We start from the raw sequence: 16,378 nt of genomic DNA on the forward strand, positions 1-16,378 counted from the left end.
GGTTTTCCAATGACGAAACCGGATTCAATCCAAAGTCTCAACGGTTTGTCGATCGAGTGAGCCGTGATCGCGTCAGCGGCCGGGAATCTCCCCAGGGCCCGTGGCCTCACGGCCAGCGGCTCACCATTGCCGATGGATGTGGGAACACCGAAAGTCTTGGCGACTTCCGCTACGAAATAGAGCAACACGGTCAACGGTCTGTCGTTTGATGGAGCCGCTGGGCGATCGCCCCGGTTTTCCAATGACGAAACCGGATTCAATCCAAAGTCTCAACGGTTTGTCGATCGAGTGAGCCGTGATCGCGTGAGCGGCCGGGAATCTTCCCAAACGCCCGTGGCCTCACGGCCAGCGGCTCACCACTGCCGGTGGATGTGGGATCACCGAAAGTCTTGGCGACTTCCGCTACGAAATAGAGCAACACGGTCAACGGTCTGTCGATCGATGGAGCCGCTGGGCGATCGCCCCGGTTTTCCAATGACGAAACCGGATTCAATCCAAAGTCTCAACGGTTTGTCGATCGAGTGAGCCGTGATCGCGTCAGCGGCCGGGAATCTCCCCAAACGCCCGTGGCCTCACGGCCAGCGGCTCACCATTGCCGATGGATGTGGGAACACCGAAAGTCTTGGCGACTTCCGCTACGAAATGATTCACAGTGGGAACACCGAAAGTCTTGGCGACTTCCGCTACGAAATGATTCACGGCGTTGGTAGCATGGGGCTGCGTCGGCGGCAACTTTCATTCCGCCGATTCGGTTACCGGACCTACGAGAAACCAACAGCATGTCGAACGACGCGAACATCAGCCACTGGATCGATCTGGTGAAGACCGGTGATTCGATTGCCGCGAACCGTATCTGGCAGCACTATTTCGATCGTCTGGTGCGCACCGTTCGAGCCCGATTGTATGGGCAGAACCGAGCGGTTTCGGACGAGGAAGATATCGTGTTGAGCGTCTTCGACAGTTTCTATCATGCAGCCGAAAACGGCCGGTTTCCGGACTTGTCCGATCGAGACGACTTGTGGCGATTGTTGCTGCGAATGTCGGCCAGAAAGGTTGTCGACAAGCGGCGACGCGACCAGCGGCAGCGGCGCGGTGGCGACGTCAACGTTCACTCATTGGATCAAACCGGGGACGCTGCCAACATCATCGAAGCAATTGGCGACGAGCCATCGCCGGAAATGGCCCTGATGATGCAAGAATCGATCGAACAGTTTTTTTCGCATTTAGGTGTCGGGCAGCTCGGCGAATTAGCGGGTGCTAAGTTAGAGGGGTATTCGAACGCGGAACTTGCCGAGCGTTTTGGATGCTCTGAACGGACGATCGAACGTCGTTTGCACCTGATTCGTGAAAAATGTCAGCAAGAATTGTTGGAAGACAATGAGCATCCGTCAGAAAAAACTAACGATCGAGGCGCTGGAACGGATCGATGATCTGTGTGCCGATTTCGAACAACGTTGGATTGCGAACGATCCACCGTCGATCGAATCGCTGCTGGCCCCAGACATCCCCGCCAACCAGCGTGACGCGTTGCTGGCCGAACTGATCCTGTTGGATCTGGACTATCGGCGGCGGCGGGGGGAAACCCCAAGCAAACAGGAATACATGGACCGTTTTCCCGACCAGGCCCAAGCCATCCACGACGCATGGAACGATGGCGGCAAGCCGACCGGCGCGTTCGTTCCGCCCAGTGTCCAGCAAATGGCTGATTTATTGCCGTCGCTGCAGATCATGGAGCTGATTGGCGCTGGCGGGATGGGCGCAGTCTACAAGGCCCGCCAGGAAGGACTCGATCGGATTGTCGCGGTCAAGATTCTGCCGCAGGAATTTGGTCACGATGTCAAGTTCGCACTCCGGTTCACCCGCGAAGCACGGACGCTGGCCAAACTGAACCATCCCAACATTGTCGCGCTGTACGAATTCGGCAACGTCGCCGACACGTACTATTTTCTGATGGAATACGTCGAAGGATCGACTCTGCGCGACCTGGTCAAGGGCGGCCAACTGGCTCCCCAACACGCGCTGGCGATCGTGCCCCATCTTTGCGATGCCCTGCAATACGCTCACGACAAAGGCGTAGTGCATCGTGACATCAAACCCGAAAACATCCTGATGTCCGTCGACGGCAATGTGAAGATCGCTGACTTCGGTCTATCGAGAATTCTGGGCAACGAAACCCAGCAGCAATCGCTGACCGCTACGCACCAAATCATGGGCACGCCGCGGTACATGGCACCGGAACAGATGGAAGGCACGCACAACGTGGATCATCGCGCCGACATCTATTCGCTAGGAGTCGTCATCTATGAAATGTTGACGGGCGAATTGCCCATCGGACGATTCGCAGCACCATCGACGAAAGTTCAAATCGATGTCCGATTGGACGACGTCGTCATGCGGACACTCGAAAAGGAACCGCAGCGGCGATACCAACGGGCCAGCGAAATCAAGTCGGATGTTCAGTCGATCACATCGACCGTGAATCCGGCTTACGCAGAGACGCAGGTTGCGGGCACTCCGCGCGATCCTGAACGGACACGACCGGTGTCTGTGGAACAACAGGAATTGGCCGGACGATTCCTGATCACACGACGGGAATTGATGGACCGAGTCAAACGGTCACTTCGCCCGCTGTTGGGCAAGCAGATCATTCAGATCTTGATTGGGGTCGCGATCATCATCCTGGGTGCACAATGTTGGGCAAGGAACACGCATGTCCCCCATCGTTTGTTCAGCGGAATCATTCTGCATGTGTACGGCGTCTTCTTGATCGGTTCCGCAGTGGCCATCTGCACTCGAATCAAACAAATCGACTACTCGAAACCAGTCGGCGAAATCCGCGACAATCTGGGGCGTCTGCAATCGGTCTACCTGGGTGTCGGGCCGGTCATCGGATTCCCGTGGTGGTTGCTGTGGATACCGGTCTGTGTCGCGATCGGTTTCGATCAGGTCATGCATCCCAACTCGCTGATCGCGTCGCTGGTGGTCGGAGCGGTCGGGTTGGCCGCTTCGATCTGGCTGTACTGGCGTGCTGTTCGATCGGGTAACGCGGCATCAGAATCGTGGAAAATGAAGCTGTCCGGTGGCAGTATCGCAGCCGCCTACCTAGCACTGGACGAAATCGAGAACGCTCAGATTCGCTGACGCATCGACAGACGCGATCAGCGCGACGTCAACCGAATTCTCGCCATCCTCGCCAACCGAACCGTTCATCCACAGCGATACTGACCGGGCGATTTACTCGGATCGGTTGGCTGCCAATCGCTGCTCGATCCGCTTCAGCACCTCAAGGATCTCACTCAACTCGCCACTGTCCGGCTTCAGGGTTGTCTCTTGGGATTCCAACCGATGGCCTTTCCGATCCTCCTCGCTGCCCACAACAAGATCCCGTTGTGCCAGCACCTTGTCTCGGAATTGCCGGCCATCGCGAATGCCAGACAACTGCAGAAGTGCCCCCTGGGCGGACTGGCCCGCCGTTTCGATCGTCAGTGCCTCGATGCCGAACAAACGCATGATGGGGCCCTGAGTCAGACCGAGATCGGTGATCCGATCTAGCGGCACCGTCTTCTCTCGCCGTGTCAAAATCCCTTTCGAAAACTTCAAATTCCGACTGGTCAGTTTGCAGTCATAACTGGCCAGATACCGCCGCGTCACCAAGCTGCCGAACACCAACCAAAACGGTAGCAGCACGATCCCAAAGATGGTAATCACGCAAAGGATGGCGCCGCTCAACAGCCAATAGTGTGTCACTGCGGGATTAAACTCTGCGTCCCAAATGATCTTTTCGTCTGCCATCGCTGTTCGATTCGTTTTTAGAGTTTGCGGCTTTACGGAGCATTCGTCGCGGATCCCGTGATCTTGCCAAAAGTCGGCGACGAAACCTGAACTTCGCCCGCCTTTTGACTTCCTGATTGGCCTCTCGCATCGCCCAACGTTGCCCCAACAGTCGATTTTTCGGCAGGGACCTATGCAAAGCCTCCATTTTGACCGTAAACCGTCACGCTGTCGTGAACCGAATGGTGACGTGCCAAGTCGGCTAGCAGGAACTGCTTTCGCGTTGGCTTTGCAGAAGCGCCAAGGCCTGATCGTGGCTCAACCGGTCTTGCGGCGTTAACAGTGCGGTGGCGATGCCCAGCGTGACCGAGACCACTACGGCGGGAATCACAGACCCGCCCCAATATGCGGAAAGGGCTGCATCAAACTTGAAGTACAACGCTGTGCCGAATGCGCCGGTCAAAGAAGCGATCGCGCCCCATGCGTTGTATCGATTCCAAAGTCGCCCCAACAATCCCGTCACCGCCATGCCGGTGACGAACAGTGCGATCATGTCTTTGATGTAATCAAGAATCGTGTCAGCACTGAGCGCCAAACCGAGTGCAATGCAGGTTGTCAGAATCAACGCGATTCGCGAATACAACACCGACCGGTTCTCTGGCGGCATGCGTCCAAACGCGATTGGATACAGATCGCGAATCACCGTCGTGACGCCGGCGAATGCGTCCGAACTAGCACTGGACATGCTGGCCGATAGCCCGGCAAGCAAGGTGATGATTCCCAGCCATAGCGGCAACATGCTGAGCGCCATCGATGGGAACGCCAAGTCAGACCCGGCCAAATCCGGCATCCCTTTGTAGGCGGCCATGCCAATGATCGCAGGCAGGATCGCGAAGCAAAGATACAGAACTCCCGACCAAACGAACGCTTTGCGGATGCCAGTGGACGAACTGCCAGAATAGATCCGTTGCCGAAAAGCCGGCGTGCCCAAGACGCCAATCGCAATCGCCAGAATCAACGACGCGGCGTGCAGGTGCGTGGTCTGTGACGCAGCCGCCAGTGTCGCGTTGACCTGTTCCAACCCCGAAAACCCGCCCACGTATTGAAACGAAAAGATCGCCGTCCCAACGAAACCGATGAACAACACCACCGCTTGAATGGTGTCCGTCCAAACGACGGCAAGGTAGCCACCAATGACTGAATATGCAGCGAAGCCCATCGCAATCATCACCTTGGCCAGGCTGGGATCGATTCCCGTTACAAACTGCAAATAGTACCCGCCACCGACGATGTGAGCCCCCAACCACCCGACACAGGCCAGAAACGTGAACACGGCGACGAGGTTAGAAACGATCCGATCGGCGCCGACGTACGACGACAATTCTTCGGCCATCGTCATGAATCGGTATTGCCGCACCGGTGCAAAGATCCAAGCCAGCAATAGGATCCCAATCGCACCCCCGATCCCGAACAGCATCCCCATCCATCCGGCTTGGTAGCCCTTGCCGACCGCCCCCATCGACGAACCTGTGCCGACCATGGTGGCGATTGTCGTGCCGAGTGTTAGAAAGAACGGAACGCGGCGTCCACCGAGCAAAAATTCATCGCCCTTGGATTGCTTTCGCGTCACCCACCAGCCAACAAAGATCATTGCCAAAACGTAGATGGCAAAGCATGTCAAAAAGAGTTTTGGACTCATGTTTTGGGCAGCGATCGAGTGCAATGGTCTACAAAATTCCGATGCGTGATGGCATCGATGTCAGCGTCACTGTAACCCCGATCGGAAAGCAACTGACCGACCTTGACGAGATCGGCGATCGTGTCCAGATCCTGCGGAGTTTGTTCGGTCCCGTAGCCACCGTCCAAATCCGTCCCGATCCCGACGTGCCGCGTATCGCCGAGCAACTGACAAAAATGGTCGATGTGATCCACCATGTGACGCAGCGATACGCTGGAACTGGCAGGCGTGGTGCTGCCGCGTACCCAACCGGGCACCATCATCCAAGCATCCAATGCGACTCCGATCACAGCATCACGCTGTGCCAGAGCACGAACCTGCTGGTCGCTCAGTTGGCGCGGGTCATCCACCAGTGTTCGGCTGTTGTGGTGACTGGCCCACACGGGTCCATCGAACAGATCCAGAGCACCGACGAACGATTCGTCGCATAGATGAGTAACGTCAAGGATCATTCCCAGTTGATCCATCTTGCGAATCAATGACTGACCGTCGGGCGACAGCGGCCCGTTTTGGTCGTGCCCTAGTGCGTATCGGCCGATACCGTAGTGTGCTGGCCCAAGAGCTCGCAGCCCGTAGGCGTACGCGGTTTCCAAATCATCAAGCGTGCGAATTGAATCGGCACCTTCCAAGCTAAGGATGTAGCCGATCGGCGTTTGTGTTGAATCCGCCTTCCATTGTTGCAAGTGATCCGTCAGTTCGTGGGCGGTTCGAATTTGTCGCAATTGCCCGTCGTCTTCCATGGCGCGGTACCACGCCAATTGCCCCTGTGTCATGGCCCATGCCTGGGCCGGCGAATTCCACGAAGCAACCGGGCCCGCTGGTTTCATGCAGCCACCAAGTTGGGTCGCAACGCAAACCGCAATATCCGCTTGCCGCATCTCCGGAAAGCAAACGGTGCCAGCCCCGCGTCCCTTCAAGTCACCCATCCCGAGCTCGGATTTGCGAATCGCGGAAACCGACTGTCGCAAGTCGCGGTTGTACTCCATCGCGTTCAAGCTGAGGTCAAGGTGCGCATCGAAGATCATGGAACTTCCTTGTAGAGCGTCGGTCAGTTTTCGGCGTAGTCACGCCAATGCAATCGTAGAATAGGTTTCCGGCTTGTTTGCCTAAACACAGGATGGAAGCCTATTCTACGGCAACAGTCCGCCACGGATGGCTTCACGATTCGTCATCGTAACCAGCCTCGAGGTACAGTTTGGCGGCTTCACGATAGGGCGGGTCCCAGCCGATTTCTTGCAGCAGATCTCGTCGCTTCTTGAGGTACCACTTCGGCTGGATCGATCGCCGATTTGCTTCTAGCAACTCGAGTGCAAGACCCTTGTTGCCGGACCGCCGAAACATCCGATCCTGCAACAGAATAAACTCAGCACGGTCCCCATGCGTTTGCTGCGTCAACCGATCGTAAACAGCGAGAAGTCGTTTCTGATAGCGATCCGTATCGACAATCGGCCATCCTTCCCGAACGACGGGCAATTCACGATACGCAAGCGCTCGTCCCAACCGGTATCGGGTGTACGCGAGCACCCAAGACGTAGGCGTCGCGAGCGTTTTCGAATCATCCGCAAGCTGGGCAGCGAGATCTGTTTCGAGTTTGGACGCTATTCGAATGGTCGTCCGTAAGTTGTCTTTCCGTGCATCGTCAGAATCGACATCCAGCAAACGCGTCTGCGAATCAACCATCTGCCGCCAAGCAGACAGATCGACGCCCGCTGGCCGTGTCAAATCCTGCAACAATGGCTCCGGAACCAGTTCCGATTCGTCTGGTGCATCTGCGGGCGCCGAAGGCATTTGCCCCGGTTCCCATCGACGAAGCCAAGATCCTCTCGCCTCGTATTCCAGACGCTCGTCTTTCGAGTTGGCATGTTGAACCTTTGTGGCAATCGTTTCGATTTGCCGGCTTCGCCAAAGTGCCGCATCGACATCACATGGATCTGCCGCAGTGGCACCCGACGTCAGCAACGTCATGACCAGCAACGTCATCCATAGTCGTCCAGGAAGTCCAAAGCGATCACTCAGTCGTGGTTCAGCGAAACATCCGGCCATGCCATGATCCATGCAGCGGGGGAAAAAAACGGTATTGGGATTCGCCAAAATTATCTGGCGCCGCACAGAGCGACTCTTGCCAAAGTCCAAGACAACAGGCATCGTGCCGTTGGCAGAAACGAGCTTGGTCATGCAAACAATTCAGACACGACCTTGGCATCTTCGGGGCCGGTCAACCGGTGATCGCGACCTTCGTGGTGGAACGTCAGTTGGTCGTGCTGCAGACCGACCAAGTTCAAAATCGTGGCGTGTAGATCGCGAAAGTGGACTTTGCCTTCCACCGCGCGGGCCCCCGTTTCATCGGTACGTCCATGCACGTATCCGGGTTTCACTCCACCGCCTGCCATCCAAAACGTAAACCCACGAGCGTTATGTCCCGTTTCGTTTTTGCCGTCGCCAGGCGTCAATCCGGGACGTCCAAATTCACCTCCCCACACGACCAGGGTGTCATCCAGCAGACCGCGTGCGGCGAGATCTTCCAGCAACGCGGCGATCGGTGCGTCGGTTGTCTCGCAATTCGCCTTCAAATCACGTCGGTGATCTTTATGTTGATCCCAGCTGCCGTGATTGACTTCGATAAACCGAACTCCCGCTTCCGCGAAACGACGGGCCAGCAAACATTGCCGACCAAAATCGGTCGGTCGGCAAGTGCCCACCGAAAGCTTTTTCCCAACCCGATATCGCTGCAGGGTTCGCTCGGTTTCATTGGACAGGTCCAACAGTTCTGGCGCCATCGATTGCATGCGGAACGCCAACTCCATCGTCTCGATCACGCCTTCCAGTTTGGCATCGCCCGATCGATCAGCCAGGTGGTTGCGGTTCATCGATTGAATGAAATCGAGTTGTTCGCGTTTCGCTGACGGCGGCAAATGATCGCTGGCGATGTTGCGAATCGTCGCCAGCGACATGTTCTCGCCATTCAAACCGATCGGCGTGCCAGCGAACGACGAAGGCAAAAACTCACTCGAATAAACCGAGTGTTTCGCCGCATTGAGACTGATGAAACCCGGAAGGTTCTCGTTCTCTGAACCGAGACCGTAATTGATCCAGGCCCCCATGCTCGGGCGCTTGCGCAGTTTCTCGCCGGTGTGAAGTTGCAGGAACGATTGAGCGTGATTGCCGGTGTCAGCATGCATGCCGTTGATCACGCATAGACGATCAGCGTGTTTCGCAGTTTCCGGCATCAACTCCGAAACCCACAACCCGCTGCGTCCATGACGTTTGAAATCAACCACGGATCCAGCGTGTGGCTTCTTACCGACCTGCGGTTTGTAGTCAAACGTATCGAGTTGCGCCGGACCACCACTCATGCACAGAAAGATGACTCGTTTAGCGCGTGGCGTTACCGAGTCTGCCGCAGCAACCCGCTGTCCGCTCAGCGCTTGCATCGCCAGGAATCCGAACCCGCACGATGCGGACTGCAGCATCGCTCGCCTGGACGGCTTTGTCATCTCGAGAGTGTGGTTCGTCATCGGCCTGATTTAATCGATATAGCGGAATTCGTTGCAAGACAATAACGCTTGGCAAAGGCTAGCCCAAGACATTTCCCGACGCTGGTGCGCGTCGACGACGGCGGGCTTCAGCTGATCGTCCATCGCTTGGATGTGTTTCAATGCACGCTGCTGTTCATCTACGGTCGGACTGCGCCGCAGCACACTGCGGAATGCCTTCGTGACACGAGCGGCGTCACTGACGGCTTCGCGATGCACGCCCCCCACAAGTGCAACAGCCAACGCATTCGACTGGGCAACCAGAAAGGGGCTGTTCAACAGATACAGCGACTGCGTCGGCAGCGTCGTCTCGTTGCGCTGACCCGCGATGGAAACTGCGTCGGGCAAATCAAACGCAGCCAGCTCCGGCGGCGGCGCGTGCCGCAACATGCACAGATAGATACTGCGATGATTGCTGTCACGATGCAGAGTCGTCGCGTTGCCTGCTGGCTGATTGATCAGCGCGACGACCTTCTCGACTGACGAACCCTGTCCAGGATTCAGGTCGATCTGACCGCTCGCTTGCAGCATGCTATCACGAAGCGATTCGGCATCCAGACGCCGTCGATTGTGTCGTGCTAACAGACGATTTGCCGGATACGCTTCGAAGACCCGTTGGCTGACCTCGCTATCCAATTGGTACGTGCGACTCAGGACGATGTCCCGGATCAACTGCTTGACCGACCAACCATCGGCAAAACGATTCGCCAGATGGTCCAGCAAATCGGGATGGGTTGGCCGGGCGCCGAACAGCCCAAAGTCGTCTGGTGTGGCGACAATTCCTTGACCAAACAGGTGCAGCCAGATGCGGTTGACCATCACTCGCGCGGTTTGAGGATGGTCACGGTGAGTGAGCCAAGCGGCGAGTTCCCGACGGCCGCTTTCATTGGCGCCAACCGAATACTCGGCAGCAGCAAACTCCGCCGTATCCTGTCCGTCGCTCAGTCGACGATAGGCGGTCAGAAAACCACGTGGAACCACCGCCCCCTTTTTCGCGCCACCGTTGATGTGAATTTGGCAGTCCGCAGGTTTCGCTTTGTCTCGGGCTCCCATTGCCAAGACAACCGGCTGTGGATCGGCGCCACGCGGTTGTCCCGAGGCCGAATGCAATCGATGGGCTTCGTCGTCCGTCAACGATCGCTCGAAGATCGCGCACTCGGCCAGGTTCCCGACCAGCGGAGCGAACTTGTCACTTCGGTTGGCCAGACAGTAACCGGTCGAATCTGCGAACGTGACGGGTATCTCGTCATCAATCTCCGGTTTCAGCTGACCGTTCAGAAAAACCTTCACACGATTCTGACTGCGAATCATCACCACGTGATTCCACGTTTCCGGAGCGATGACGGTCGTGCCGGCGATCGATGTCTTTCCTATTTTTCCGTTGGAGACAAACAGCTTGCCGGATCTCGACGGATCATGCTTGCCGCCGATGCCAAGGTGATCGCCCGGTAATTGTTTGTCATCCAGCTTCGCACGTGAAAACAAGTACGCGGTGATCGGCCGGTCCAGATTACCGGTTTCGTTCTTGAACCAAAACGCAACGGAATAGGAATCATTGGCGGTGGTCAAGGATCCGCGTAAATCCGCGTTCTTCACTCGCATATGGTCTTGCGTTGAATACGCCACGTCACCGACGACTGTCAAGTCACGGGGCGGCACATCCAGTTTCGCGTGCAGCAGTGGACGTAGCTGGTCGATCGATTCCGAATAGTTTGCAGGGAAATCGGTACTGGCCTTGATGGGCCCATCCCGCAGCGACTCGTCCCAAGTCGATTTCAACTCATGCAACGGAGTCGGCGGCGCCGTCAATTTCTCATTGGCAGCCAACCCGTACAGAGTTTCCGTGCTGGTAAAGATGCCGGCCAACGCATAATAGTCTGCCGTCGGAATCGGATCATGTTTGTGGTCGTGGCATCGGGCACAGGCGACGCTGACGCCCATCACCGTTGTACAAACCGTGTTGATTTGATCGTCAACAACGTCCATCGGGAACAGGTTGTTCATCGCCGCGGCAGGCTTGGCGCCGACGGCCAGGAACCCGGTGGCGACAAGTTGCCGGTTTCGTTGATCGGCCGATTCGGCGGGAAGCAGGTCGCCGGCAATTTGTTCGGTGATGAAGCGATCGTACGGGACGTCACGATTGATCGCGTCGATGACATAGTCACGGTACCGCCACGCATGCGGAAAGGATGCGTTTCGCCCCAGTCCGTCGTCGCCGTTGGATTCGGCATAGCGGGCGACGTCCAACCAGTGACGTCCCCACCGTTCGCCAAACTGTGGCGACGCCAACAGTCGATCGACGATCCGCTGGACCGCCTTTGGCTGATCGATCTGGCAATCGGCGACAAACTTTTCGATCTCTTCTGCGATCGGCTGCAAACCAACCAGGTCCACGTACAGTCGTCGAACGAACGTCGCCGGATCCGCGTCACGTGCCGGCGCGACTTCGGCAGCCTCGATCCGAGCCAACACGAACTGATCCAATGGATCGCGTGGCCAGCTGGCATCGTCGACCTTTGGCACGGGAACGTCGCGTCGCGGCAGGAATGACCACAGTGCCTGTCGATCGTAAAGTGCGTCACGGTCCATCGGCGCGGCACCGGCCTGCCCCGCTGGTTCGTTTGACTTGGGAAATTGGCCGCCGCGTTGGACCCAACGGACAAAATCATTGACGATCGCTTCATTCAATGGATCGTCGGGCGGCATTTCGACGTCGTGATAACGAATCGCTTGAATGATCAAACTTTCGTCAGGCTTCGCTGCAACCAGTGCAGGCCCCGAATGCCCTCCCTGCGAGATTCCTTCGGGACTATCCAGCAGCAAGTTCCCGCCAATGGATTCCGCACCCGCCGAATGGCAATCGTAACAACGCTCGACCAACACTGGCCGAATCTTGCTCTCGAAGAACGCCAAATCCTGAGCCGACATGGGTTCCCCATGGGCGACGGTTCCGTTTGCGAACAGCAAGCACGCAAAGCAGACGAACAGAGAACGAGCGAGTCGACGGACGATGGTCTTGGCGGGGGCTGGGGTGGGCTAACAGGCGGGACGAAAGATTGTCAGGCATCCGCAGCAACGATGCAAGCAAATTCTCGCTCCGCTGCAAACGACAATCTCCGCTCTGCGTTTTCACCCCGTCGTGGGATTCGCCAGAATTCCCGTCCGCTGCAAGCGAAGGGACGTTTGGCAAAGTCCACTACGAAGAACGTCGCGGCTTGGTGGCCGGAACCTCGCGGGGCGCTACGACAGCGCCCATCACGTTTCCAATTCTCCCGATCCGCTGTGGCTTACAGCTCCGAGAGGAACTGCAGCAGGTCGGTAGAGGTGACGATGCCAACGAGCTTATCGCCGTCCACGATTGGCAAGGCGTGGAATCGGTGCGTCACCAACAGCCGAGCCGCCTCGCGGATCGAACCGGTCACAGGCAGGGAGACGGGGTTTCGGTTCATCACGCCAGGGATATCGAAGGTGTGGTCCAAAATGGCATCGAGTTCCTTGCCGTCCTGGTTTCCAAATTCACCAAACGAGATCCGCATCAGATCGTTCGAGCTGATGATGCCGACCAACTTTTCGCCGCTGACGACAGGAACGTGGTGAAGATCTCCGCTTTCAAAGATCTCTCGAAGCTTCGAAACGGGTTCATGATCGTGGATCGTTACCAACTCGGTCGACATCACTCGGGTGACAGGTTCATTCTTCTTCATTCGAATCGGTTTTCGCTCTAGAGATCTACAAAACTGCGGGCGCTTGTTCGTCAAGCACATCCATCCATTGCTTCATCGCAATTGGTATACCGAGCGGTCGAGCCGAACCGACCGTGCCATCCGCGACGTGTTCCCCGAACCGAACCACAACGCTCTTTTCCCTTTCTTTCCCCACCATCGCCTCTTCATCCGTTCCGCTCGCAGCGTGCACATTGGCTTCCCGGGCACGCCTCCGCTCACTCAAAATTTGGCCGCTTCACCAATGGAGAAGGCACCATCAGCACCTACTGTGTGCAGATGGTCTCGATCACGTGTGCTGGTGGGCACAGCCGCGAAATGACAGGCCGAATACTTTCACGACTCCGGCCGTTCCACCGCGACAACCACAGACGGAATACGGACACGGCCGTTCGCGTCATTCGCGGTTGTCACATTGGAAGCTGCCCCGATCCGCCAACTCGACCCTTATTGCAAGGATCGCTAGTGGCATCACAATGATCGGCAGCACATTCGCTTTGCCGTTTTCTACGCCATCCCTCTGCCTTGGATTTGACGCATGTCCAACAATTTTTCCGAGGATCCAGCCGAGCCCGCTTCGAAATCAACGGCGGAGATCACGGTTCGGGTGGTGGTGCTGGGGCTAGTTTTGTCGGTCGTGATGGGAGCCGCCAATGTTTACGTCGGGCTGAAAGCGGGGATGACCGTTTCGGCATCGATTCCAGCCGCGGTCATGGCGATGCTGTTGTTCCGATTGTTCTTTAAGAATTCAACCATCCTTGAAGCGAACCAAGTTCAAACCTGTGCTTCGGCGGGCGAGTCCTTAGCGGCGGGCATTATCTTTACGATGCCCGCCATGATTCTGGTCGGGTATTGGACCGAATTCGATTACTGGACCGTGACGCTCGTTGCCTTCACCGGCGGCCTGCTGGGAATCCTGTTCATGATTCCTATGCGGAAGGTGTTCGTGGTCGACAACGACGAATTGAAATACCCAGAGGGAGTTGCCTGCGCGGCGGTGCTCCACGCGGGTGCATCGGACGAGGAAGACGGAGCCGGAACCAGCCTGATCGTCGGTGGCGTGCTGGGTGGTGTGGTGAAGGTCCTGGGCGGATTCTTGGGACTGATCAGTGGCAGTTTGGAAACCGCCGGAATTGCCAGTTCCAGGATCTTCTATTTCGGTGGCGACCTTTCGCCGATGTTGATCGCCGTCGGATTCATCGTTCGGCTGAACGTGGCGATCTTGGTGTTTATCGGTGGCGTGATGGCTTGGTTGATCGGGATTCCGCTGCTGGGCGGTGCGTTGACCGGCGAAGGCGCCGACAGCGCCGTCGATCAAGCATATGGCATCTGGAGTAGTCAGCTTCGCTACGTTGGCGTGGGGGCCATGGTCGTGGGCGGTTTCAGCGCACTGAACGCTGTGCGGCACGGGTTGGTGGCTGCCATCGCACACCTATGGCACGGCATGACCGGCGATCAAGATGGGATGCAAAAGGACACAGAACGCGACATCCCCGCGTGGGCCATCGTGACACTGGGGGTGCTATGCATCCTGCTGCTGGCAATGATGAACTATTGGTTCACTCACAACGCGGGGATCACGCTACTATCGACCATCATCATGTTGGTGATGGGTTTCTTTTTCACTGCGGTCGCCAGCTACATCGTTGGCTTGGTAGGCAATTCAAACAGTCCGGTTTCGGGCATGACCATCACGGCCGTGCTGGTCGCCGGGGCGTTGCTGTACTTGGCAAATTACACCGGCATGGACGGGATGGTCGCGACGCTTGGCATCGCGGCAGTCGTATGTTGCGTCGCCTGCACCAGTGGCGATGTTTGCAATGACTTGAAAACGGGATCCCTGGTCGGTGCCTCCCCTTTCCGACAGCAGATGATGCAGATCGCTGGCGTGTCCGTGGCGGCATTGGTCATGGCGCCGGTTTTAACGCTACTGCACGAACACGGTGGCGGCATCGGAAGCAAGGAACTCTCGGCGCCCCAGGCCGGGTTGTTTGCGAGCCTCGCCAAAGGGTTTGCGGGCGAGGGCGAACTACCATGGAAGATGATTGGAATCGGCGCCGGATTGGGATTCGTAATCCTGTTGATCGACGAAGCCCTGAAACGCAGTGAAGCAAAATTCCGAGCTCACCTGATGCCGATCGCGGTCGGCATGTATTTGCCATTCGGTTTGGCAACGCCAATCTTGATCGGTGGCCTGATCGCTTGGTTCTACTCGAAAGGCAAACCGGAAAAAGAGCACGATGCTGTCCTACACCGCGGCGTCCTGTTCTCATCAGGCGTCATTGCGGGCGAGGCCCTGACCGCGGTCGGCATCGCGGGATTGGCGGCGATCGGAATCCAATCGCTGAACCTCGGCCTTTCAACGGGGATCGTGACAGGGCTCTCTTGCCTGGTAGCGGTATTGATCGTGATCGCTTTCGTTGTCATGTCAAAACCACTCCCTAAGAACACTCCATAGCACGGTCGGGAAAGGGGAAACCACGAATCACACCAATGACACGAATAAGCAACGATCGAAAAGTAGCGGACGAAGCAACGAGCGAACCGCTCCCCACAAAACTGGTCTCCAGCAACGAACGTCAGCTTGTCCACGCATTCCGCTACGCTCCGTTCGTAGTACCGGCTGCAGCCGGCCTCTCCTCGCTCGCTGCGATCCGATACCCCGCCCCCAGGCCTCCTAAAGGCGGTACTACAAACGGCGCCAGTCCAGTGCGCCACCTCTGGCGGTTGACTTGCCGGTGACCAACAGAGAGCACCGAGTCTCGTCGCTGCAAGCGGATCAGAGCGGCGGACAAGCTCTCTCACTTACTTGAATCGAAAGGCATTTTCCGGCAAACGGATGGTGGGGTTTGCGGTTGCCAATGCGGCGTACAGCTTCACGCGATCGTAGTGATAGTTTTGCGTAATCGGGATCTGTTGACCCGACTGCATGTACATCATGATCTTCGTGTGATCGCTTTGAATCTGGTGAGTTTGACGGATTTCGACGATTTCACTGACCGGAACCGTAAACGAAGTACTCTCGAAAAGCGGATCGATCATTTCAAAGCGTTCACGGCTGACCGCCATCCGGAAGGTCCCGTTTCGAAACCAGAAAAAGATGGCCGCTATCAAGAGGAAAAGTTCAACCGCTGGAACAGCGATGTTCAACCAATAGAAGAATTGCTCGCTTGCTTCGGTGGGCTCGATGAATTGACGGGCAACCAGATACATCACCAGCAAGACTGCCATGTTGATCAGCAGCGTGATGGCAGTCCGCCGCTGCCTTCTTTCGTAGAGATAAAGTTCGGACACGCGGGCAATCTACGTGGGTTGGGATGGCGTTTCGAGCAGAAGATCAATCGACATCGAGTCTGCCTGAAAAGAGACTCAGTGGCAACCCGTTTGCAGCATCCACGACAGTCATGGACGCCAGTTCAAATCGCCTATTCCCTTGTCGAAAAAGCGACATCTGGCAACGTTCAAGATTTCAGTCCAGGTATTCCTCGTCCTTGTATCCGCAGCGACAGCGAGCACGTAAAATTATTCCGAAAGGGCAGACAGCCGACCGACGAGTCGCGTCCCCATTCCCGCCCAAATGCGGATCGAGTCACCATGCCCATTCCTACCGCTGC

At 56.9% G+C, this 16,378-nt stretch carries 11 protein-coding genes; 3 read left to right on the forward strand and 8 right to left on the reverse strand.

Features of this window, described 5'->3' with window-relative positions; genetic code table 11:
* Positions 1 to 779: 779 nt before the first annotated feature.
* Together K227x_RS18805 and K227x_RS18810 are read left to right on the forward strand one after the other, a co-directional pair.
* Positions 780 to 1,430, forward strand: a complete 651-nt coding sequence (locus K227x_RS18805) for an ECF-type sigma factor (protein WP_145171900.1) — start codon at positions 780 to 782, stop codon at positions 1,428 to 1,430.
* Complete coding sequence (locus K227x_RS18810; RefSeq protein WP_246145924.1) at positions 1,378 to 3,141, forward strand: serine/threonine-protein kinase; 1,764 nt, start codon at positions 1,378 to 1,380, stop codon at positions 3,139 to 3,141. The genes K227x_RS18805 and K227x_RS18810 overlap by 53 nt, the downstream gene beginning before the upstream one ends.
* 93 nt (positions 3,142 to 3,234) lie before the next feature.
* On the opposite strand, the gene K227x_RS18815 is transcribed toward K227x_RS18810, so the two are convergent.
* From K227x_RS18815 to K227x_RS18845, 7 genes are all read right to left on the reverse strand, one after another.
* Positions 3,235 to 3,792, reverse strand: coding sequence for a PH domain-containing protein (locus K227x_RS18815; RefSeq protein ID WP_145171902.1), 558 nt, complete (start codon positions 3,790 to 3,792; stop codon positions 3,235 to 3,237).
* A 241-nt stretch (positions 3,793 to 4,033) separates the two neighbouring features.
* Positions 4,034 to 5,470: a sodium:solute symporter family protein gene (locus K227x_RS18820; RefSeq protein ID WP_145171904.1), complete on the reverse strand. Its 1,437-nt coding sequence runs from the start codon at positions 5,468 to 5,470 to the stop codon at positions 4,034 to 4,036.
* The gene (locus tag K227x_RS18825) at positions 5,467 to 6,534 is read right to left on the reverse strand and encodes a dipeptidase (protein ID WP_145171906.1); all 1,068 of its coding nucleotides are present in this window, start codon (positions 6,532 to 6,534) and stop codon (positions 5,467 to 5,469) included. The genes K227x_RS18820 and K227x_RS18825 overlap by 4 nt, the downstream gene beginning before the upstream one ends.
* A 133-nt stretch (positions 6,535 to 6,667) precedes the next feature.
* Positions 6,668 to 7,552 carry a hypothetical protein gene (locus tag K227x_RS18830; RefSeq protein WP_145171908.1) on the reverse strand — a complete coding sequence of 295 codons (885 nt, stop codon included), beginning with the start codon at positions 7,550 to 7,552 and terminating at the stop codon, positions 6,668 to 6,670.
* A 128-nt stretch (positions 7,553 to 7,680) separates the two neighbouring features.
* Positions 7,681 to 9,024 (reverse strand): DUF1501 domain-containing protein, encoded by a 1,344-nt coding sequence (locus K227x_RS18835; protein WP_246145925.1) that lies wholly within the window; start codon positions 9,022 to 9,024, stop codon positions 7,681 to 7,683.
* Positions 9,025 to 9,033: 9 nt separating this feature from the next.
* On the reverse strand, positions 9,034 to 11,970 hold the full coding sequence (locus K227x_RS18840) for a DUF1553 domain-containing protein (protein WP_145171910.1): 2,937 nt from the start codon (positions 11,968 to 11,970) through the stop codon (positions 9,034 to 9,036).
* A gap of 359 nt (positions 11,971 to 12,329) precedes the next feature.
* Entirely contained in the window at positions 12,330 to 12,746 is a 417-nt protein-coding gene (locus K227x_RS18845) for a CBS domain-containing protein (RefSeq protein WP_218933366.1), read from the reverse strand.
* A 556-nt stretch (positions 12,747 to 13,302) separates the two neighbouring features.
* Between K227x_RS18845 and K227x_RS18850 the strand changes: the two genes are divergently transcribed.
* Positions 13,303 to 15,222 carry an OPT family oligopeptide transporter gene (locus K227x_RS18850; RefSeq protein WP_145171914.1) on the forward strand — a complete coding sequence of 640 codons (1,920 nt, stop codon included), beginning with the start codon at positions 13,303 to 13,305 and terminating at the stop codon, positions 15,220 to 15,222.
* A gap of 347 nt (positions 15,223 to 15,569) precedes the next feature.
* Here the strand turns inward: K227x_RS18850 and K227x_RS18855 are convergent, their stop codons facing one another.
* Positions 15,570 to 16,058: a hypothetical protein gene (locus tag K227x_RS18855; RefSeq protein WP_145171916.1), complete on the reverse strand. Its 489-nt coding sequence runs from the start codon at positions 16,056 to 16,058 to the stop codon at positions 15,570 to 15,572.
* Between the last annotated feature and the right edge of the window lie 320 nt (positions 16,059 to 16,378).

This window comes from Rubripirellula lacrimiformis, from assembly GCF_007741535.1.
GTDB lineage: Bacteria > Planctomycetota > Planctomycetia > Pirellulales > Pirellulaceae > Rubripirellula > Rubripirellula lacrimiformis.

Excerpts from the sequence above, each read along its gene's own strand:
- K227x_RS18805 (WP_145171900.1), top strand. The coding sequence starts at position 780 with ATGTCGAACGACGCGAACATCAGCCACTGGATCGATCTGGTGAAGACC.
- K227x_RS18820 (WP_145171904.1), bottom strand. The coding sequence starts at position 5,470 with ATGAGTCCAAAACTCTTTTTGACATGCTTTGCCATCTACGTTTTGGCA.
- K227x_RS18810 (WP_246145924.1), top strand. The coding sequence starts at position 1,378 with ATGAGCATCCGTCAGAAAAAACTAACGATCGAGGCGCTGGAACGGATC.
- K227x_RS18830 (WP_145171908.1), bottom strand. The coding sequence starts at position 7,552 with ATGGCCGGATGTTTCGCTGAACCACGACTGAGTGATCGCTTTGGACTT.
- K227x_RS18845 (WP_218933366.1), bottom strand. The coding sequence starts at position 12,746 with ATGAAGAAGAATGAACCTGTCACCCGAGTGATGTCGACCGAGTTGGTA.
- K227x_RS18815 (WP_145171902.1), bottom strand. The coding sequence starts at position 3,792 with ATGGCAGACGAAAAGATCATTTGGGACGCAGAGTTTAATCCCGCAGTG.
- K227x_RS18840 (WP_145171910.1), bottom strand. The coding sequence starts at position 11,970 with ATGTCGGCTCAGGATTTGGCGTTCTTCGAGAGCAAGATTCGGCCAGTG.
- K227x_RS18835 (WP_246145925.1), bottom strand. The coding sequence starts at position 9,024 with ATGACGAACCACACTCTCGAGATGACAAAGCCGTCCAGGCGAGCGATG.
- K227x_RS18850 (WP_145171914.1), top strand. The coding sequence starts at position 13,303 with ATGTCCAACAATTTTTCCGAGGATCCAGCCGAGCCCGCTTCGAAATCA.
- K227x_RS18825 (WP_145171906.1), bottom strand. The coding sequence starts at position 6,534 with ATGATCTTCGATGCGCACCTTGACCTCAGCTTGAACGCGATGGAGTAC.